Genomic DNA, 19,630 nt, shown 5'->3' with positions numbered 1-19,630 from the left:
AGCAGAACCTAGATGTCTCTTAGCCGCGTCTCGGTCACCGGGGTGCGCAATCTGCAACCGGTGACCTTCTCCCCTTCCCCCCGTATCAATATCCTTCACGGCGCAAACGGCAGTGGCAAAACCAGCGTGCTGGAGGCCATTCATTTGCTAGGCCTTGCGCGTTCGTTTCGCAGCGCTCGCTTGCTCCCGGTCATTCAATACGAACAACCTGCCTGCACTGTGTTTGGCCAGGTTGATCTCGCAGAAGGCGGGCACAGCAATCTGGGTATTTCCCGGGATCGCCAGGGCGAATTTCAGATACGCATCGATGGGCAGAACGCCCGCAGTGCTGCTCAGCTCGCCGAGACATTGCCCCTGCAGCTCATCAATCCTGACAGTTTTCGTCTGCTTGAAGGGGCGCCGAAGATCAGAAGGCAGTTTCTGGATTGGGGAGTGTTCCACGTGGAACCTCGATTCATGGCCACTTGGCAGCGTCTCCAGAAGGCCCTGCGGCAGCGAAACTCATGGCTGCGGCATGGTACACTTGACGGCGCTTCGCAAGCGGCATGGGACCGGGAATTATGCCTTGCCAGCGATGAAATCGATGAGTTTCGTCGGAGCTACATCAAGGCGTTGAAGCCCGTATTCGAACAGACCTTGAGCGAGTTGGTTGAGCTCGAAGGTTTGACCCTTAGCTATTACCGCGGCTGGGACAAGGAAAAAGATTTGAGCACGGTGCTCGCTTCTTCCCTGCATCGGGACCAGCAGATGGGCCATACGCAAGCTGGACCACAACGCGCTGACTTGCGCCTCAGATTGGGCGCACATAACGCGGCAGATATCTTGTCCCGCGGTCAGCAGAAACTCGTTGTGTGTGCCTTGCGAATTGCCCAGGGTCACCTCGTCAGCCAAGCGCGACGCGGCCAATGTATTTACCTGGTGGACGATTTACCGTCCGAGCTCGACGAGCAACATCGACGAGCGCTTTGCCGCTTGCTGGAAGACTTACGCTGCCAGGTTTTCATTACCTGTGTAGACCACGAATTATTGAGGGAAGGCTGGCAGACGGAAACGCCAGTCGCTTTGTTCCACGTGGAACAAGGCCGTATCACCCAGACCCACGACCATCGGGAGTGATTGCATGAGCGAAAACCAAACGTACGACTCCTCCAGTATCAAGGTACTGAAAGGTCTAGATGCCGTACGCAAGCGTCCCGGAATGTACATCGGTGACACTGACGATGGCAGCGGTCTTCACCATATGGTGTTTGAGGTTGTTGATAACTCGATCGACGAAGCTTTGGCAGGCCATTGCGACGACATCAGTATCATCATCCACCCTGACGAATCGATTACCGTCCGTGACAACGGTCGCGGTATTCCGGTAGACGTGCATAAAGAAGAAGGCGTTTCGGCGGCAGAGGTCATCATGACCGTGCTCCACGCAGGCGGTAAGTTTGACGACAACTCCTACAAAGTATCCGGTGGTTTGCACGGTGTAGGCGTTTCCGTTGTTAACGCTTTGTCAGAACTGTTGCTGCTGACTGTACGTCGCAGCGGCAAGATCTGGGAGCAGACTTACGTTCATGGTGTTCCACAAGAACCTATGCGTATCGTTGGCGAAAGCGACACCACCGGTACCGAGATCCACTTCAAGCCGTCTGCTGAAACCTTCAAAAATATCCACTTCAGCTGGGACATCCTGGCCAAGCGGATTCGTGAGCTTTCCTTCCTTAACTCCGGTGTAGGCATCGTCCTCAAAGACGAGCGCAGCGGTAAGGAAGAGCTGTTCAAATACGAAGGTGGCTTGCGTGCGTTCGTTGAATACCTGAACACCAACAAGACTCCGGTAAACCAGGTGTTCCACTTCAATATTCAGCGCGACGACGGCATTGGTGTCGAAATCGCTCTGCAGTGGAACGACAGCTTCAACGAAAACCTGCTGTGCTTCACCAACAACATTCCTCAGCGCGATGGCGGTACTCACTTGGTGGGTTTCCGTTCCGCACTGACGCGTAACCTGAACACCTACATCGAGCAGGAAGGTCTAGCCAAGAAGCACAAGGTCGCGACTACCGGTGACGATGCACGTGAAGGTCTGACTGCAATCATTTCGGTGAAAGTACCTGATCCGAAGTTCAGCTCGCAGACCAAGGACAAGCTGGTTTCTTCCGAAGTGAAGACGGCAGTCGAACAAGAGATGGGTAAATACTTCTCTGACTTCCTGCTGGAAAATCCGAACGAGGCCAAAGCCGTCGTGGGCAAGATGATCGACGCTGCGCGCGCTCGTGAAGCAGCTCGTAAGGCTCGCGAGATGACTCGCCGTAAAGGCGCGTTGGATATCGCTGGCTTGCCGGGCAAACTTGCCGACTGCCAGGAAAAAGACCCTGCCCTTTCCGAACTCTATCTCGTGGAAGGTGACTCTGCTGGCGGCTCAGCCAAGCAGGGGCGTAACCGTAAGACCCAAGCGATCCTGCCACTCAAGGGCAAGATCCTCAACGTCGAGAAAGCTCGTTTCGACAAGATGATCTCTTCGCAAGAAGTGGGTACCTTGATCACCGCGCTTGGCTGTGGCATTGGCCGCGACGAGTACAACATCGACAAGCTGCGTTATCACAACATCATCATCATGACCGATGCTGACGTCGACGGTTCGCACATCCGTACCTTGCTGCTGACCTTCTTCTTCCGTCAGCTGCCAGAGCTGATCGAGCGTGGTTACATATACATCGCTCAGCCGCCGCTTTACAAAGTCAAGAAAGGTAAGCAAGAGCAGTACATCAAAGACGACGACGCCATGGAAGAGTACATGACGCAGTCGGCCCTTGAAGATGCCAGCCTGCACCTTAACGAAGATGCCCCAGGCATTTCCGGTGAAGCTCTTGAGCGTCTGGTTAACGACTTCCGCATGGTCATGAAGACCCTCAAGCGTCTGTCGCGCTTGTATCCTCAGGAACTGACCGAGCACTTCGTTTACCTGCCGCCGGTGTCTCTGGAACAGCTGTCCGATCACGAAGGCATGCAGGCCTGGTTGGCACTCTTCGATGCTCGTCTGCGAGTGGGTGAGAAGTCCGGCCTGGTTTATAAAGCCAGCCTGCGTGAAGATCGCGAACGTAACGTGTGGCTGCCGGAGGTTGAACTGATCTCTCACGGTCTTTCCAACTACGTGACCTTCAACCGTGACTTCTTCGGAAGCAACGACTACAAGACGGTCACCGCCTTGGGCGCGCAGATCAGCACCTTGTTGGAAGAAGGCGCATACGTGCAGCGTGGCGAGCGTAAGAAGCCGGTCAACGAGTTCAAAGAAGCCTTGGCCTGGTTGATGGCAGAAAGCACCAAGCGCCACACCATCCAGCGTTATAAAGGTCTGGGCGAAATGAACCCCGACCAGCTGTGGGAAACCACCATGGACCCATCGGTTCGCCGGATGCTAAAAGTGACTATTGAAGATGCCATCGGTGCAGACCAGATCTTCAACACCTTGATGGGCGACGCGGTAGAACCTCGCCGCGACTTCATCGAAAGCAATGCCTTGGCGGTGTCTAACCTCGATTTCTAAGAGGTCAGCCCACTCCAGAAACCCGGCCTCCGCGCCGGGTTTTTTATGGCTGATGTTCGGCACAAACCTCTACCCCTGCCCTTTTAATTGCTGGGTTCCCGCTTGTTCCAGATGCAACAACAGCCCCGGCGCCATCGGTTGGCGCATAAAAAGACCGCGACTCTTCAGTGGCGGTCTTTTCCTCCGGGCGAAATGTCAGGTCGCGGTGCCGGAGTTTTGTGCCTCTTCAGGCACTTTTACAAATATGGTGTATTTGGCAGCCTCCATCGCTTCGAAGCTGATGAGCTTTTCCACCAGTACCGCGGTGAGTGGCTTCCCAACGTTGAGTAATAGCATGCCGTTATCGGCATTGAGGTTGCGTGCCAGAATCATCCCGGGCACCAGCTCGCGGGTGGTAACTGCTTTCACGGTAGGGTCACCTGTAGTGACGTCCATGAGATGCTCAGCACAGACTTTAACGAACACCTCGACCAACTCAGGATCGTAAAGCTTGCCCGCGTATTTGCGGATGAACAGCAAAGCTTCATCGGAATTCATTTTGCGTTCAAGAATCAGCCCGCGTTGTAGCTCGATGAAATCCACTACCAGTTTCAGTAACCGCGAACCAAATGGAATCGCACTCCCCTTCAAGCGATCCGGGAAACCGGTACCGTCCCAGCGCTCCTGATGGCTGCGGATTAGTCGCGTTGCATCTTTCATGGGCTCAAGAGTCATCAGCAGCGCTTCGCTGTGCGCAGGATAAGCTCGATAGCGTTCGCGTTCAGTGTGATGAAGTTGTTCCGCAGGCGCGCTCATCATCGCATCGGTCCAGCTCACCTTTCCGATATTGTGCAGTGCCGCAGCAATAGCCAGATTACGACTGTCTGCCTCATTGGGTATATGAGCTCTGCAGTACGCCCGAACCAGTTCGATGATCGGCCGGTTGGTTTGCTTACCCTGTGGCAAGCGAGATTCGACCATTCGTGAGAAAACTTCAGCGGTAATTGCGTAGTTGCGTTTTAGTTCTTCGTAGGCCAAATCCAGCATATCTGCCGTTTGTTCGATTTCAGCCGTGCGCGCCTGCACACGTTTTTCAAGGCCCGCATTGAGTGCCTGCAACTGTTCGTTTTGTTCACGGGTTAGTGCCAGTAGGCGCTTTCTTTCGAATTCGGATTGTTGATGAGCAACGGCTTGGGCAACGGTCAACAATAATTCCTGGTCATCCCAGGGCTTGCTCAGATAGCGATAGATCTGCCCTTCGTTAATCGCTTTGGCGATCATGTCCAGGTCTGCATACCCGGTGAGCAAAATTCTGAAAGTCTGTGGATATTGTTCGCGGATGGTGGAAAGCAAAGTGGCGCCATCCATGTTCGGCATCCTGGCGTCACTTATGACCAGATCAATTGGTTGATCCTGCATGATTTCCAGCGCTTTCAACCCGCTGTCTGCCACGAATAGTTCGTACGACGGGCCGCGTAAAAGCCGACGCAGGCTACCAAGAATAGATTCTTCGTCATCAACCAGCAGAATGCGGGCCTTGGACGGTGCGGCATTCAATGATGATTTTTCCATCTTGCACCTTATTTGCTAGATCCATTAACGAGCAAGGGCTGATCAAGCCACTACTAAACCGGCCGATACACCTTGTATACCAATATTCTTGTTGTACGCAGAAAACCAGACGATTGAAATCGCTATGACATAAAAAACGCGCCAACGCCCTGAACTCAGGGCAGGTCGACTCGACGTGCTACAGGCGAGGTCGAATTCTCAGGAAGATAATTCGTATGAGTCAATTGATCCGAGCCCTTACCCTAAGTCTGATGTGCGTGCTGTCGCTCCTATCAGTCATGGCGAAAGCAGAGCCGCTTGATGAACCCCTCAAACCATTACCCGCTGCGCCACCTCAGGACGCGCAACAAGTGGCGCTGGGTAAACAGCTGTTCAATGATTCACGGTTGTCAGTCAATAACACGCTGTCATGCGCCAGTTGCCATAATCTGAGCAAAAACGGTGCCGATGATAAGCCGTTCTCCATTGGCTTCGACGGCCAGGCTGTCGATGTCAATACACCCACCGTTTTCAATGCGAGCCTGAACTTCATCCAGTTTTGGAACGGCCGCGTCGACACTCTTGAAGACCAAGTCAAAGAGGTTGTCGTCAGCCACGTAGAGATGGGAAACACTTGGGAAAACGTCGTCGCCACCCTGGGCCGAGACGCTACTTATTCAGAGGAATTTCGCAAAGCGTATGCCAACGGGCTGACCGCGCAGAATGTGCAAAATGCGCTGGCCAGCTACGTAACCACTCTGCGCACACCCAATTCGCGCTTTGATCAATACCTTGCCGGGAATACTGAGGTCCTGACGCTTGAAGAAAAATACGGCTATCAGCGCTTCAAGTCTTATGGCTGTATCGCGTGTCATCAGGGCGTCAATATCGGCGGCAATATGTTTCAGAAATTCGGTGTAATGGGCGATTACTTCAAGGCACGGGGCAACCCTACTAATAGTGATCTTGGACGTTATCTGATCACAGGGGCCGAAGAGGATCGCAATGTATTCAGGGTGCCTGGCTTACGCAATGTCGACGTGACGGCGCCCTATTTCCATGATGGATCTGCCAAGACACTCGAAGAGGCTGTTGATGTGATGTTCACCTATCAACTGGGGCGGGTGGCTCCTGCGGAAGACAAACGGCTTATCATCCTGTTTCTCAAGACGTTGACCGGCGATTTCATAGGGTCTTCCCTATGAGCTTGCTGACCAGCCTGCTCTACCGGGTCGTCCCGCTCGCGTTGTTTCTGATCACTGCGGCCTTGGTGTCATTCTATGTCCGATCTTCCATCCTTCAGACTGATAATTATGCGATTGCGCGAGATTTGATCCGCGAGATACAACAACTGGACGCTCAATGGAATAACGAGATCCTCAAGTCCAGGGTTGCCGTCTCGCATAATTACGATCCGCTCGTGATGCCACTGGCGCAAATAAACAAACGGTGGCAAAAATTTCAGAGCCTGCGGCTTGAACATAGCGTTGATAGCGCGGAGCTGCGGCACCAGCGCCGCGATGCCTTTGCCAACACATTCAGAGAGAAGCAGCGGCTGGTTGAACAGTTCAAATCCCACAACGCCATCTTGCGTAACTCTCTGGCTTTCTTACCGACTGCCGAGGATGACATCCAGGCTCAGCTGAATGATCTTGAGGATGTCGAAAAGCTTCGGGTGCATAAAATATCGGCAGATATTTATGACTTGTTGTTGAGCAGTCTGGAATTCGCCCAAGTCACCAGCGACGACCTAGCCCATAGCATTGAATTGGGCCTTAGCGGGGTAGCCGTCGATAAATCGAGGCTGCCCGCTTCGTTCGAAGCACCGATCGATATTGTTCTCAATCACGTCAGGCTTATCCTGCGCGAGCAACCCAGGGTCAATGGTTTGCTCGAAAGCATCGCAAGTGTTCCGGTTGCGCCTTCGCTGGAAATGATCACTCTGGATATAAACGCAGATGAACGTGAGGCTAATCGGATTGACCAGAAATATCAGGTCTACACGATCATATTTGCCGCCCTGTTATTGGCACTGCTCATTTTCACAGGGAGCCGTTTGGCGCGCAGCTATTCCGAAATCAATCGTGTGAACCAGGCGCTGCAGGTTGCCAACGAAAAGCTCGAGGAGCGCGTCGAGTCTCGTACCCGACAATTACGTGAAGCTCAGAGCGAACTGCTTGCGGCTGCACGGCAAGCAGGCATGGCGGAAATCGCTACCAACGTGCTGCACAACGTTGGCAATGTGCTTAACAGCGTCAATATTTCCGCTGACCTTCTGATCCGTAAGTTGCGTGCAAGCAAGACCCTCGGCTTGAGTAAAGTAGTGCAGATGATCAATGACCATAAAGAGGATCTGGGTCACTTTATTGATCATGATGAGAAAGGGAAGATGCTTGCGCCTTACTTGAGCCAGTTGTCCGAGGCTATCGCCATTGAACAGCAAAGCATGCGTGACGAATTGGCCCAGTTGACCGCGAGCGTGGACCACATCAAGGAAATTGTCGCCACCCAGCAATCCTATGCAGGCACTGCAAAGCTCGAAGAGCCGTTATCCATCAACGTGTTGCTTGAGGATGCCCTGCGCATGAACGCCGGGGCCCTAACCCGGCATCAAGTCACTGTGGTACGCGAGTTCGAGCAAGTCCCGCTCATTATGGGGGACAAGCACCGTCTTCTGTTGATCCTCATCAATCTCATCAGTAACGCCAAACAGGCCATGTTGGACCTTCCGGGCCGCTCTCGACAGATTACCTTGCAGGTAAAGACCGTTGAAGGGGCTACATTGCAGATCAGTGTCACGGACGACGGTGAGGGGATTTTGCCGGAGAACATGAATAAGCTTTTTACTCATGGCTTTACTACCCGCAAAGATGGTCACGGCTTCGGATTGCACAGCTGCGCTCTCGCAGCAGTCGAGATGAGCGGGCGGTTGACCGCCCACAGCGACGGCCCGGGTAGGGGAGCAACATTTATGCTCGAGTTACCTTTAAAACTTGTCGTGGAGGTTGCATGAGAACGCTCTCAAACCGACGCATCCTGCTAGTAGATGACACCGATTCGATTCACCAGGACTTTCGCAAGATTCTGATGCCGGTCGATGATGGCGACTCAGAGCTGGATCTGATGGAAGCTGCGCTGTTTGGTGGAGAAGTTAAAACTCACCAACCGCCACCGTTCGAACTTGACTGTGCCTACCGCGGGCAGGAAGGTCTGGCATTGGTTGAGCAAGCACTAGCCCGCAACCTGCCTTACGCGTTGGCATTCATCGATATGCGTATGCCACAGGGCTGGGACGGGGTCGAAACCATCGAACACCTGTGGAAGGTTGACCCAGGCTTGCAGATAGTCGTTTGTACGGCTTTCACCGACTACTCCTGGGAGGACCTGTTGGATCGGCTCCATGGGCATGACCGCCTGCTGATACTGAAGAAGCCCTTCGACAATATCGAAGTGCAGCAGTTGGCCAATACCTTGGTAAGCAAGTGGGAGATGACTCGGCGCGCCTCGCTACAACTGCAGAGCCTGGAAGAGCGAGTCGAGCAACGAACCTTGGAGTTCAAGCTCGCCAGTGACGCGCTGCAGCATGAGATTGACGAACGTAAACAGTTGGAAAACCAGCTTGTTCAGTCAGAGAAGCTTGCCTCCCTCGGGCAACTGGCGGCAGGTGTGGCTCATGAGATCAACAACCCGATCGGTTTCATTTCTTCAAATCTCGGCTCACTCGAAACCTATTTCGGCCAGCTGTTGCTGATGCTGGATGCGTATGAGGGCAGCGAGGCCACCCAGCAGAGTGACGAAGTCCGAGAGCAACTACGCGCTATGAGGCATCGCATAGAATTGGATTACCTCAAGGAAGATGTTCCTGTGTTGATCAAGGAAACCAAGGACGGCGTGGCCCGAGTCGGAAAAATAGTCAAAGACCTGAAGAATTTTTCACGGGTTGATACCAATCAGGAATGGCAGTGGAGTGATTTGCGGCAGGAGATTGAGTCCACGTTGAACATCGTTGCCAACGAGATCAAGTACAAGGCTGATGTAGTCAGGGACTACGCGACTTTGCCGCAGATCGAATGCCTTCCTTCGCAAATCAATCAGGTGATCATGAATCTGGTGGTAAATGCCGTGCAGGCCATGGGTGCCGAGCGAGGCACTATTACCCTGCGTGGCGGCACTTCGGGTGATCGCATCTGGCTGGAGGTGGCGGATAACGGATCAGGTATGAGCCTCGAAACCCAGCAGAAGATATTCGATCCTTTCTTCACCACAAAAGCTATCGGTAAAGGCACCGGTCTGGGATTGTCGCTTTCCTACGGGATCGTGCAAAAACATCGAGGTACGATCACGGTCAGGAGTGAACAAGGTGTGGGTACAACCTTTCGCGTAGAGCTACCAATCAGGCAAACAAAGGCACTCGATACGGCACCCCTGCCCTGAGGTTTCATCAGCGGCCAGCGAGGTCGCGATGACGCCACAATCGGACATAGCTAAACTTATGCACGTTTTTGGCCCGTTAATGAGCTTCTGAAATAAGCAGTCAAACCAAGGGGTTGGGCACTATTTTTTGAAAAAAATCAAAAACAGTGCACAGGTTATCCACAAAAGTCATGTTGGTACTTCTTCGCTGCTCGACGCCGGTGCGGCGATAGAACCCAGCGCCCTTTGGGTGTCTTCATTCCAGGTTTGAACGCGATCATTCAGTGCGGCGATAGCCCGGGGTCCAGTGCCTTCTGCGTACATGGGCTCGCCAATGACGACCTGGATGGTACCTGGGGTTTTACCCCAGCCCTCTTTCGGCCAATACTTGCCAGCATTGTGGGCAACAGGCAGGACCGGCAGGTCAGCGTTAACCGCCAGAGCGGTGCCGCCCCGAGAGAACTTGCCCACCTGACCAAACGGCACCCGGGTGCCCTCGGGGAAGATCAGCACCCAGACGCCATCTTTGAGCAATTCATCGCCCTTCTTGGCGATCTGCTTTAGCGCCGCCTTGGGGTTGTCACGGTCGATGGCGATAGGGCGCAGCATCGCCATCGCCCAACCAAAGAACGGTACGTACAGCAGCTCACGCTTGAGCACCTGGCTCAAGGGTTCGAAATGCGCGGACAGGAAGAAGGTTTCCCAGGTGCTCTGGTGATTGGAAATAATCACGCAAGGCGTTACCGGTACGTTTTCCTGCCCGGTGACCTCTACCTTGATGTTGAGAAAAACGCGTGTCAGCCACAGCGCGCATCGGCACCAATAGACATTGATGAAGCGATAGCGGGCGCGGAATGGCAGGAACGGCGCGATAAAGAAACTCAGCGTGCACCACAGCAACGAACTGGTGCCCAGCAGCAGGTAAAAGAAAAAGGTTCTGATTGCCTGCATGATCGACATAGCTAGTTTTACCGTACGGGCTTGAGCCCGTTCAATCAGTCGCACCGCCGCTTAAGCTGGCAATGCGCTTTTGTGGATAAGTTCTGCGGCAACCGCCGCGAGATCGTCAAAAACCAACACATTGACGGGCAATGCACCCGCCAATGTTTTTTCGCCTTTGCCGGTCTTCACCAAAACCGGTTGTGAGTCGACGGACAGCGCAGCCTTCAGGTCACTGCTACTGTCGCCCACGAACCATAGACCCGCCAGCTCCACTTGGTAGTGTTGGGCGATGGTCTGCAGCATTCCCGGCTTGGGCTTGCGGCAATCGCAGCCTTCATCGGGCCCGTGCGGACAGTAGACGATCAAACCGACCTCGCCGCCCTGCTCTGCCACGAGCTCGCGCAAGCGCGCATGCATGGCATCGAGGGTTGCAAGATCGTAGTAACCGCGGGCAATGCCCGACTGGTTGGTAGCGACGGCTACTGTCCAGCCAGCCTTGCTCAGTTGCGCGATGGCCTCGATCGAGCCGGGGATCGGAATCCACTCCTCCACCGACTTTATATAAGCGTCGGAGTCATGGTTGATCACTCCGTCCCGATCAAGGATCAGCAACTTCACACTACGCCCCTTCTTAGCCCAGCAGCGAGATGTCAGCGACACCCAGGAACAGGCCACGCAGCCGCGCCAGCAACGCATAACGGTTAGCCCGTACGCTGGCATCCTCGGCGTTGACCATGACCGCTTCGAAGAAGGCATCTACAGGTTCACGCAAGGCGGCAAGACGCGCCAGCGTCTCAGCGTACTGACGGGCTTCGGCCATCGGCTGTACCGCCTGGTCTGCCTGCTGGATCGCCGAGTACAGGGAGAACTCGTTAGCGTTATCGAAGTACTTGGGCTCTACGGTCTGGGCAATGTTGCCCTCCGCTTTGCCGAGCAGATTCGATACGCGCTTGTTCACCGCTGCCAAAGCAGCCGCTTCCGGGAGTTTGCGGAATGCCTGCACCGCTTGAACACGTTGGTCGAAGTCCAGTGCCGAACCCGGCTGCAACGCACGGACCGACAGGTAGACGGCAACCTCGACACCTTCATCTTCATAACGTGCACGCAGGCGGTCGAAGACGAACTCCAGAACCTGTTCCGACAAGCCCGCAGCTTTGACCTTGGCACCGAACTGAGCGACCGCAAATTTCACGGTTTCGATCAGGTCCAGATCCAGCTGCTTCTCGATCAGAATCCGCAGGATGCCCAGCGCAGCGCGACGCAGTGCATACGGGTCTTTGCTGCCGGTGGGCAGCATGCCGATGCCGAAGATGCCGACCAGTGTGTCCAGCTTGTCAGCAATCGCCACAGCCGAGCCGGTCAGGGTCGTTGGCAGTTCAGCGCCAGCACCGCGGGGCATGTACTGCTCGTTCAGCGCCAGCGCGACATCTTCTGACTCGCCGTCAGCCTTGGCGTAGTAGTAACCGGCAATACCCTGCATTTCCGGGAATTCGCCGACCATTTCTGTCGCCAGGTCGCACTTGGACAGCAGGCCAGCGCGAGCGGCACGTTGAGCGTCGCCACCGATACGTGGCGCGATAAAGGCCGCCAGCTTGGAAACCCGCTCAGCCTTGTCGTAAACGCTGCCTAGTTGAGCCTGGAATACAACGTTCTGCAGGCGCTGGTTGAAGGTTTCCAGCTTCTGCTTCTTATCCTGCTTGAAGAAGAACTCGGCATCGGTCAGACGTGGGCGAACGACTTTCTCGTTACCCAGGACAATCTGCTGCGGGTCTTTGCTTTCAATGTTGGCCACGGTGATGAAACGCGGCAGCAACTTGCCTTCAGCATCCAGCAGGCAGAAATACTTCTGGTTGTCCTGCATGGTGGTGATCAGTGCTTCCTGAGGCACTTCAAGGAAGCGCTCTTCGAAGGAACACACCAGCGGCACCGGCCACTCGACCAGCGAAGTCACTTCATCGAGCAGGCTTGGCGGCACGATGGCAGTGCCTTCGTGCTGGGTCGCCAACTCTTCGACGCGCTTGGTGATCAGTTGACGACGCTCGTTGAAGTCGGCCAATACGTAAGCACCACGCAGATCGCTCAGGTAACTGGCAGGCGACGTGATACGCACGCTTTCCGGGTGATGGAAGCGGTGACCACGAGAATCACGGCCAGCCGTCTGAGCCAGAATCGTGCAATCGATTACCTGATCGCCGAACAACATGACCAGCCATTGGGTCGGACGCACGAACTCTTCCTTGCGAGCCCCCCAGCGCATGCGCTTGGGAATCGGCAGGTCGTTCAGGGAATCTTCGACGATGGTCGGCAGCAGACTAGCGGTTGGCTTGCCGGCAATGCTCTGGCTGTAACGCAGCTTCGGTCCGCTCTGATCGATTTCGCTCAGATCAACGCCGCACTTCTTGGCGAAGCCCAGGGCAGCTTGCGTTGGATTGCCTTCAGCATCGAAAGCCGCCTGGCGAGGCGGGCCATCGAGATTGACGCTGCGATCAGGCTGCTGGGTGGACAGAGCAGTGATCAAAACAGCCAGACGACGCGGCGCGCCATAAACCTGCTTGGCGCTGTACGTCAGGCCTGCAGCTTGCAGGCCTTTTTCGATACCGGCGAGAAACGCGTCGGCCAGGGTATTGAGCGCTTTGGGTGGCAGCTCTTCGGTGCCCAGTTCAACCAGGAAATCTTGAGCACTCATTGTTGCGCCTCCAGCTTGGCCAATACTTCATCACGTAGATCAGGCGGCGCCATCGGGAAGCCCAGCTTGGCGCGAGCCATCAGGTAAGCTTGAGCCACCGAGCGCGCCAGGGTCCGCACACGCAGGATGTATTGCTGGCGAGCGGTGACCGAAATGGCGCGACGTGCATCGAGCAGGTTGAAGGTATGGGAGGCCTTCAGAACCATTTCGTAGCTTGGCAGCGGCAGCGGCTGATCCAGTTCGATCAGACGCTTGGCTTCGCTTTCATAGAAATCGAACAGTTCGAACAGCTTGTCGACATTGGCGTGTTCGAAGTTGTAGGTCGATTGCTCCACTTCGTTCTGGTGGAACACATCGCCATAAGTCACGCGCCCGAACGGACCGTCAGCCCAGACCAGGTCGTAGACCGAGTCGACGTTCTGCAGGTACATCGCCAGGCGTTCCAGACCGTAGGTGATTTCCCCGGTAACCGGGTAGCACTCGATACCACCCGCTTGCTGGAAGTAAGTGAACTGCGACACTTCCATACCGTTGAGCCAGATTTCCCAGCCCAGACCCCAGGCGCCCAGCGTTGGCGATTCCCAGTTGTCTTCAACGAAGCGCACGTCGTGGACCAGCGGGTCCAGACCGACATGCTTCAACGAGCCCAGGTACAACTCTTGAAAGTTGTCCGGGTTAGGCTTGAGCACTACCTGGAACTGGTAATAGTGCTGAAGGCGGTTCGGGTTTTCGCCATAACGGCCGTCAGTGGGACGGCGGCTTGGCTGTACGTAGGCGGCGTTCCAGGTTTCCGGGCCAACGGCGCGCAGAAACGTGGCGGTGTGGAAAGTACCGGCGCCTACTTCCATATCGTAGGGCTGAAGTACCACGCAACCTTGCTCGGCCCAGTATTGCTGGAGGGCGAGGATCAAGTCTTGGAAGGTACGCACGGCTGGCGTAGGCTGGCTCACGAAATTCACCTGTACTGGGGCTGCGATTTAAAGAGCGGGAGTATACCCGATTCGGCCGCACCTCTACCCTTGGGAGCCCTATGCCACGCTGCTTTTGGTGCAACGAAGAGCCGATTTACATCGATTATCACGATCAGGAGTGGGGCGTGCCGTTGCGCGATGCGCAGAAGCTCTTCGAGTTGCTTTTGCTCGAAGGGTTCCAGGCGGGGCTTTCATGGATCACGGTTCTGAAAAAACGCGCCCGCTATCGGGAGGTAATGTTTGGCTTTGACGTGCATCGTATCGCCGCGATGACTGACGATGAGGTCGAGGCGTTAATGCAGGAACCGGGCATCATCCGTAACCGTCTCAAGCTCAACGCCGCTCGGCGCAACGCGCAGGCATGGCTGAAGCTGGATGATCCGGTCGCATTCCTCTGGTCATTCGTGGGAGGCAAACAGAAGGTCAACCACTTCAAAAGCCGCAGCGAAGTCCCGGCCATCACGCCCGAGGCCGAGGCCATGAGCAAAGCCTTGAAGAAAGCCGGCTTCACCTTCGTCGGCCCAACCATCTGTTACGCCTACATGCAGTCCAGCGGCATGGTCATGGACCATACGGTGGATTGTGATCGATACGCGGTTTTGACTCGCTGATGGTTACAATGGCCGCCTTGAGTTTTAGGGAGTGATCTGTGGAAAAGTTTAAAGGTGCCTTTATGGTGGGCGCGTTGCGACTGTTTGCCTTGTTGCCCTGGCGCGTTGTGCAATGGGCTGGCGCGGGTATCGGCTGGCTGATGTGGAAGCTGCCGAACCGTTCGCGAGAGGTGGCGCGTATCAATCTGGCCAAGTGCTTCCCGGAAATGGATCCCGCCGAGCGTGAGCGTCTGGTGGGTCGCAGCTTGATGGACATTGGCAAGACGTTGACCGAAAGCGCCTGCGCGTGGATCTGGCCCGCTCAGAAGTCCATCGACCTGGTCCGCGAAGTGGAAGGCCTCGACGTGCTCAAGGAGGCGCTGGCTTCGGGTAAAGGCGTGGTCGGCATCACCAGCCACCTGGGTAACTGGGAAGTGTTGAACCACTTCTATTGCAGCCAATGCAAACCGATCATTTTCTATCGTCCCCCCAAGCTCAAGGCGGTCGATGACCTGCTGCGCAAACAGCGCGTGCAGCTCGGTAACCGGGTAGCAGCGTCCACCAAGGAAGGCATTCTCAGCGTCATCAAGGAAGTGCGTAAAGGTGGCTCGGTGGGCATTCCGGCGGATCCGGAGCCAGCTGAATCAGCGGGAATCTTCGTGCCGTTCTTCGCGACCACGGCGCTGACCAGCAAGTTTGTGCCGAACATGCTGGCCGGCGGCAAGGCAGTGGGTGTGTTCCTGCATGCCATGCGCCTGCCGGATGGTTCGGGCTACAAAGTGGTTCTGGAAGCGGCGCCTGAAGCCATGTACAGCACCGATACCGAAACCTCGGCGGCGGCCATGAGCAAGGTGGTCGAGAAATATGTCCGGGCCTATCCAAGCCAGTACATGTGGACCATGAAGCGCTTCAAGAAGCGTCCGGCGGGGGAAGCTCGCTGGTATTGAACATTATGAGCTTTGTTGGAGCGAGGCTTGCCCGCGAATGTGTCACCTCGGTCTGTCAGGCACACCGCGTCTAATTCTTCGCGGGCAAGCCTCGCTCCAACGAGTACGAGATGCTTCAAAAAAAGCTCAACCCCACCTGAAACAGCCGCTCCACATCTCGGATGTACTTCTTATCCACCAGAAACATGATCACGTGGTCGCCGGATTCGATGACCGTGGCGTCGTGGGCGATGATGACTTCGTCGGCGCGGATGATCGCGCCGATGGTGGTACCCGATGGCAGCGCGATGTCTTTGATGGCACGGCCGATCACCTTGCTGGATTTCGGATCGCCGTGGGCGACCACCTCGATTGCCTCCGCTGCCCCTCTGCGTAGAGAGTGAACGCTGACGATATCGCCACGTCGCACATGGGCCAGCAAGGTGCCAATCGTCGCCAGTTGCGGGCTGACCGCGATGTCGATTTCCCCGCCCTGCACCAGATCCACATACGCCGGGTTATTGATGATGGTCATTACCTTGCGCGCACCGAGCCGCTTGGCCAGCAATGACGACATGATGTTCGCTTCGTCGTCGTTGGTCAGCGCGAGGAACAGATCGGTGTTGGCGATGTTCTCTTCCATCAGCAAATCGCGATCCGACGCACTGCCCTGCAACACCACGGTGCTGTTCAGGGATTCCGACAGGTAGCGGCAGCGAGCCGGATTCATCTCGATGATCTTGACCTGATAGCGGCTTTCGATCGCCTCGGCCAACCGCTCGCCAATGTGCCCGCCGCCGGCAATCACGATACGTTTGTAGTTTTCATCAAGGCGGCGCATTTCACTCATCACCGCGCGAATGTCAGCTTTGGCGGCGATGAAAAACACTTCGTCGTCCGCTTCGATGACTGTGTCGCCCTGGGGCATGATCGGCCGGTCGCGACGAAAGATCGCGGCCACCCGCATATCCACATTGGGCATGTGTTCGCGCAATTGACGCAGTTGCTGGCCTACCAGTGGTCCGCCGTAATACGCCTTCACCGCGACCAGTTGGGCTTTTCCACCGGCGAAGTCGATCACTTGGAGCGAACCTGGGTACTCGATCAGGCGCTTGATGTAATTGGTCACCACCTGCTCAGGGCTGATCAGCACATCCACCGGGATCGCGTCGTTATCAAACAGCCCGGAACGGGTCAGATACGCGGCTTCCCGCACGCGGGCGATCTTGGTCGGCGTGTGGAACAAGGTATAAGCGACCTGACAGGCAACCATGTTGGTTTCGTCGCTATTGGTCACCGCCACCAGCATGTCGGCATCGTCAGCTCCGGCCTGGCGCAGCACCGTTGGGAACGATCCGCGTCCCTGCACGGTGCGGATATCCAGGCGGTCGCCCAGATCACGTAACCGGTCGCCATCAGTGTCGACCACTGTGATGTCGTTGGCTTCGCTGGCCAAATGCTCAGCCAGCGTACCGCCAACCTGCCCTGCGCCGAGGATGATGATTTTCAATCGGTTGCTCCTTGAAGCGGCGGAATGCTCTGTTTTTGTGGGACCGGCTTTAGCCGGGAAGGCGGCATTCCTTATAAAGCAAATGTGGCGATTGGTCCGGCCCCTTCCCGGCTAAAGCCGGTCCCACGGGGTTTCATTCAGCCCGATAAGTGCCGGAATCAGCTCGCGATCAACCCGCGATCTTGATCAGTTTGGCGTAATAAAACCCGTCGTGCCCGCCTTCCTGAGCCAGCAACTGGCGTCCGTGAGGTTGTTTCAGGCCCGGGGGCTGTTGGCCCAGTTGACCGGCGATGTCCAATTCACGGGCACCTGATGTACGGGTCAGGAAAGCTTCAATGACTTCGGTATTTTCCATCGGCAGCGTTGAGCAGGTGGCATATAAAAGTATGCCGCCCACCTGCAATGTCGGCCAAAGGGCGTCGAGCAATTCGCCTTGCAGCGTCGCCAGTGCGGGAATGTCATCGGCCTGACGGGTCAGCTTGATATCAGGGTGGCGACGGATTACGCCGGTGGCCGAACACGGGGCATCCAGCAGGATCCGCTGGAACGGCTTGCCGTCCCACCACGCTTTGGTATCCCGGGCATCGGCGGCGATCAGTTCAGCGCTCAGCCCCAGGCGTTCGAGGTTTTCCCGTACGCGAACCAGACGCTTGGCTTCCAGATCCACCGCCACGACACTCGCCAATGCCGGCTGCACTTCCATCAAGTGGCAAGTCTTGCCACCGGGGGCGCAGCAGGCGTCGAGCACCCGCTGGCCTGGGGCGAGTTCGAGCAGGTCGGCGGCCAGTTGCGCGGCTTCGTCCTGCACGCTGATCCAGCCTTCAGCGAAGCCTGGCAGGCTGCGCACGTCGCAAGGTTCGGCGAGCAGAATGCCGTCCTGGCTGAAGGTGCAGGCGATAGCCTGAATATCGGCGCCGCGCAGCAACTCAAGGTACTGATCGCGGCTGTTATGGCGACGATTGACCCGCAGGATCATCGGCGGATGGGCGTTGTTGGCGGCGCAGATCGCTTCCCATTGTTCAGGCCATGCAGCCTTCAGCGCTTTTTGTAGCCAGCGCGGGTGAGCGGTACGCACGACCGGGTCATGCTCCAGCTCAGCCAACAGTGCTTCGCTTTCTCGCTGGGCGCGGCGCAATACCGCATTGAGCAAGGCCTTGGCCCATGGCTTTTTCAGCTTGTCGGCGCAACCCACGGTTTCGCCGATGGCGGCATGGGCCGGAATGCGCGAATAGAGCAACTGATACAAACCCACCAGCAGCAAGGCTTCGACGTCGGCGTCGGCAGCCTTGAAGGGCTTCTGCAGCAACTTGGCGGCCAGCGCGGAAAGTCGTGGCTGCCAGCGCGCGGTGCCGAATGCCAGATCCTGGGTAAGACCGCGATCACGCAGTTCAACCTTGTCCAGTTGCGTGGGCAGCGAGCTGTTCAGCGAAGCTTTACCGCTGAGTACAGCGGCCAAGGCCTTGGCAGCGGCCAGACGCGGGTTCATTGCGCCGCTTCCTGGTGACCCAGCACGGTGCCGATGGCGAATTTCTCGCGACGGCTGTTGAACAGATCAGTGAAATTCAGCGGCTTGCCGCCGGGCAATTGCAGGCGAGTCAGACGCAAGGCGCCGTCCCCACAGGCCACGATCAGGCCATCTTTGCTTGCTTCGAGAATTTCCCCCGGCGCGCCCTGCCCTTCGGCCAGGCTCGCGGCCAGAACTTTCAGAGCTTCGCCGTTCAGCGTGCTGTGGCAGATCGGCCATGGATTGAAAGCGCGGACCAGCCGCTCAAGCTCATCAGCCGGACGGCTCCAGTCGATGCGCGCTTCGTCTTTGTTGAGCTTGTGGGCGTAAGTCGCGAGGGAGTCGTCCTGGACTTCGCCTACCAGCGTGCCGTCAGCCAGACCGGCAATGGCTTGCAGAACGGCGGGCGGACCCAGTTCTGCCAGACGGTCATGCAAGGTGCCGCCGGTATCTTCAGCGGTAATCGGGGTAACGGCCTTGAGCAGCATCGGCCCGGTATCCAGGCCCAGCTCCATGCGCATCACAGTGACGCCGCTTTCGGCATCGCCAGCCTGCACGGCGCGTTGGATCGGAGCGGCGCCGCGCCAGCGTGGCAGCAAAGAGGCGTGGCTGTTGATGCAACCCAGACGCGGGATATCCAGTACCACTTGCGGCAGGATCAAGCCGTAAGCGACGACCACCAGCAAATCGGGGTTGAGCGCGGCGAGTGCTTCCTGAGCCGCCGCATCGCGCAAGGTCGGCGGTTGCATGACCGGGATGTCATGCTGCGCAGCCAGTTGTTTGACCGGGCTTGGCATCAGCTTTTGTCCACGACCCGCCGGGCGATCAGGCTGGGTATAGACCGCGATGATCTGGTGAGGGCTGTCGAGCAAGGCCTTGAGGTGTTCGGCGGCAAATTCGGGGGTGCCGGCGAAGACGATGCGCAGTGGCTCAGTCATGGGCTTCTCAATGAGGAATATGACGGTAGGAGCGCGCTTGCCCGCGATAGCATTCTTTCAGCAACAGGAAGGTGGCTGACAC

15 protein-coding genes are annotated in these 19,630 nt (G+C 56.5%); 7 read left to right on the top strand and 8 right to left on the bottom strand.

What is annotated here, in order from left to right; translation table 11 throughout:
- Positions 1 to 12: 12 nt before the first annotated feature.
- Together recF and gyrB are read left to right on the top strand one after the other, a co-directional pair.
- On the top strand, positions 13 to 1,116 hold the full coding sequence (gene recF, locus IV01_RS13250; RefSeq protein WP_032628492.1) for a DNA replication/repair protein RecF: 1,104 nt from the start codon (positions 13 to 15) through the stop codon (positions 1,114 to 1,116).
- A gap of 4 nt (positions 1,117 to 1,120) precedes the next feature.
- The gene (gyrB, locus tag IV01_RS13255) at positions 1,121 to 3,538 is read left to right on the top strand and encodes a DNA topoisomerase (ATP-hydrolyzing) subunit B (protein ID WP_032628491.1); all 2,418 of its coding nucleotides are present in this window, start codon (positions 1,121 to 1,123) and stop codon (positions 3,536 to 3,538) included.
- Positions 3,539 to 3,733: 195 nt separating this feature from the next.
- On the opposite strand, the gene IV01_RS13260 is transcribed toward gyrB, so the two are convergent.
- Positions 3,734 to 5,089 (bottom strand): HD domain-containing phosphohydrolase, encoded by a 1,356-nt coding sequence (locus IV01_RS13260; RefSeq protein WP_032628490.1) that lies wholly within the window; start codon positions 5,087 to 5,089, stop codon positions 3,734 to 3,736.
- 215 nt (positions 5,090 to 5,304) lie between these two features.
- Between IV01_RS13260 and IV01_RS13265 the strand changes: the two genes are divergently transcribed.
- The 3 genes from IV01_RS13265 to IV01_RS13275 are packed head-to-tail and all read left to right on the top strand — an operon-like array spanning position 5,305 to position 9,502.
- Positions 5,305 to 6,273 carry a cytochrome-c peroxidase gene (locus IV01_RS13265; protein WP_032628489.1) on the top strand — a complete coding sequence of 323 codons (969 nt, stop codon included), beginning with the start codon at positions 5,305 to 5,307 and terminating at the stop codon, positions 6,271 to 6,273.
- The gene (locus IV01_RS13270) at positions 6,270 to 8,081 is read left to right on the top strand and encodes a DAHL domain-containing protein (protein WP_032628488.1); all 1,812 of its coding nucleotides are present in this window, start codon (positions 6,270 to 6,272) and stop codon (positions 8,079 to 8,081) included. The genes IV01_RS13265 and IV01_RS13270 overlap by 4 nt, the downstream gene beginning before the upstream one ends.
- Positions 8,078 to 9,502, top strand: a complete 1,425-nt coding sequence (locus IV01_RS13275; RefSeq protein ID WP_032628487.1) for an ATP-binding protein — start codon at positions 8,078 to 8,080, stop codon at positions 9,500 to 9,502. The genes IV01_RS13270 and IV01_RS13275 overlap by 4 nt, the downstream gene beginning before the upstream one ends.
- Positions 9,503 to 9,670: 168 nt before the next feature.
- On the opposite strand, the gene IV01_RS13280 is transcribed toward IV01_RS13275, so the two are convergent.
- The 4 genes from IV01_RS13280 to glyQ are packed head-to-tail and all read right to left on the bottom strand — an operon-like array spanning position 9,671 to position 14,059.
- Positions 9,671 to 10,441: a lysophospholipid acyltransferase family protein gene (locus IV01_RS13280; RefSeq protein ID WP_032628486.1), complete on the bottom strand. Its 771-nt coding sequence runs from the start codon at positions 10,439 to 10,441 to the stop codon at positions 9,671 to 9,673.
- A 51-nt stretch (positions 10,442 to 10,492) separates the two neighbouring features.
- Complete coding sequence (gmhB, locus tag IV01_RS13285; RefSeq protein WP_032628485.1) at positions 10,493 to 11,041, bottom strand: D-glycero-beta-D-manno-heptose 1,7-bisphosphate 7-phosphatase; 549 nt, start codon at positions 11,039 to 11,041, stop codon at positions 10,493 to 10,495.
- A 13-nt stretch (positions 11,042 to 11,054) separates the two neighbouring features.
- Positions 11,055 to 13,109, bottom strand: a complete 2,055-nt coding sequence (gene glyS, locus IV01_RS13290; protein ID WP_032628484.1) for a glycine--tRNA ligase subunit beta — start codon at positions 13,107 to 13,109, stop codon at positions 11,055 to 11,057.
- Positions 13,106 to 14,059 (bottom strand): glycine--tRNA ligase subunit alpha, encoded by a 954-nt coding sequence (glyQ, locus tag IV01_RS13295; protein WP_020292021.1) that lies wholly within the window; start codon positions 14,057 to 14,059, stop codon positions 13,106 to 13,108. Before glyQ ends, glyS begins: the two co-directional genes overlap by 4 nt.
- Before the next feature lie 80 nt (positions 14,060 to 14,139).
- Between glyQ and IV01_RS13300 the strand changes: the two genes are divergently transcribed.
- Both IV01_RS13300 and IV01_RS13305 read left to right on the top strand, forming a co-directional pair.
- Positions 14,140 to 14,691: a DNA-3-methyladenine glycosylase I gene (locus tag IV01_RS13300; protein WP_032628483.1), complete on the top strand. Its 552-nt coding sequence runs from the start codon at positions 14,140 to 14,142 to the stop codon at positions 14,689 to 14,691.
- 38 nt (positions 14,692 to 14,729) lie between these two features.
- Complete coding sequence (locus tag IV01_RS13305) at positions 14,730 to 15,617, top strand: lysophospholipid acyltransferase (protein ID WP_032628482.1); 888 nt, start codon at positions 14,730 to 14,732, stop codon at positions 15,615 to 15,617.
- 115 nt (positions 15,618 to 15,732) lie between these two features.
- Here IV01_RS13305 and trkA read toward each other — a convergent pair whose 3' ends face one another.
- The 3 genes from trkA to fmt form a co-directional block, all read right to left on the bottom strand.
- Positions 15,733 to 17,106, bottom strand: a complete 1,374-nt coding sequence (trkA, locus tag IV01_RS13310; RefSeq protein ID WP_032628481.1) for a Trk system potassium transporter TrkA — start codon at positions 17,104 to 17,106, stop codon at positions 15,733 to 15,735.
- A 169-nt stretch (positions 17,107 to 17,275) separates the two neighbouring features.
- Positions 17,276 to 18,592 (bottom strand): 16S rRNA (cytosine(967)-C(5))-methyltransferase RsmB, encoded by a 1,317-nt coding sequence (gene rsmB / locus IV01_RS13315; protein ID WP_032628480.1) that lies wholly within the window; start codon positions 18,590 to 18,592, stop codon positions 17,276 to 17,278.
- A complete protein-coding gene (gene fmt / locus IV01_RS13320; RefSeq protein ID WP_032628479.1) occupies positions 18,589 to 19,548 on the bottom strand; it encodes a methionyl-tRNA formyltransferase in 960 nt (319 codons plus the stop codon). The genes rsmB and fmt overlap by 4 nt, the downstream gene beginning before the upstream one ends.
- Positions 19,549 to 19,630 lie beyond the last annotated feature (82 nt).

Origin of the sequence: Pseudomonas syringae (assembly GCF_000737245.1) — a bacterium.
Taxonomy (GTDB): Bacteria; Pseudomonadota; Gammaproteobacteria; order Pseudomonadales; family Pseudomonadaceae; genus Aquipseudomonas; species Aquipseudomonas syringae_J.
The sequence above is the reverse complement of the archived record's forward strand: the minus strand, read 5'-3'. Positions and strand labels throughout refer to the sequence as shown.

What these genes read in the sequence shown, in the direction of transcription:
- IV01_RS13270 (WP_032628488.1), top strand. Translation starts at nt 6,270, where the DNA reads ATGAGCTTGCTGACCAGCCTGCTCTACCGGGTCGTCCCGCTCGCGTTG.
- rsmB (WP_032628480.1), bottom strand. Translation starts at nt 18,592, where the DNA reads ATGAACCCGCGTCTGGCCGCTGCCAAGGCCTTGGCCGCTGTACTCAGC.
- fmt (WP_032628479.1), bottom strand. Translation starts at nt 19,548, where the DNA reads ATGACTGAGCCACTGCGCATCGTCTTCGCCGGCACCCCCGAATTTGCC.
- IV01_RS13265 (WP_032628489.1), top strand. Translation starts at nt 5,305, where the DNA reads ATGAGTCAATTGATCCGAGCCCTTACCCTAAGTCTGATGTGCGTGCTG.
- recF (WP_032628492.1), top strand. Translation starts at nt 13, where the DNA reads ATGTCTCTTAGCCGCGTCTCGGTCACCGGGGTGCGCAATCTGCAACCG.
- IV01_RS13275 (WP_032628487.1), top strand. Translation starts at nt 8,078, where the DNA reads ATGAGAACGCTCTCAAACCGACGCATCCTGCTAGTAGATGACACCGAT.
- IV01_RS13280 (WP_032628486.1), bottom strand. Translation starts at nt 10,441, where the DNA reads ATGTCGATCATGCAGGCAATCAGAACCTTTTTCTTTTACCTGCTGCTG.
- IV01_RS13260 (WP_032628490.1), bottom strand. Translation starts at nt 5,089, where the DNA reads ATGGAAAAATCATCATTGAATGCCGCACCGTCCAAGGCCCGCATTCTG.
- IV01_RS13300 (WP_032628483.1), top strand. Translation starts at nt 14,140, where the DNA reads ATGCCACGCTGCTTTTGGTGCAACGAAGAGCCGATTTACATCGATTAT.
- glyS (WP_032628484.1), bottom strand. Translation starts at nt 13,109, where the DNA reads ATGAGTGCTCAAGATTTCCTGGTTGAACTGGGCACCGAAGAGCTGCCA.
- gyrB (WP_032628491.1), top strand. Translation starts at nt 1,121, where the DNA reads ATGAGCGAAAACCAAACGTACGACTCCTCCAGTATCAAGGTACTGAAA.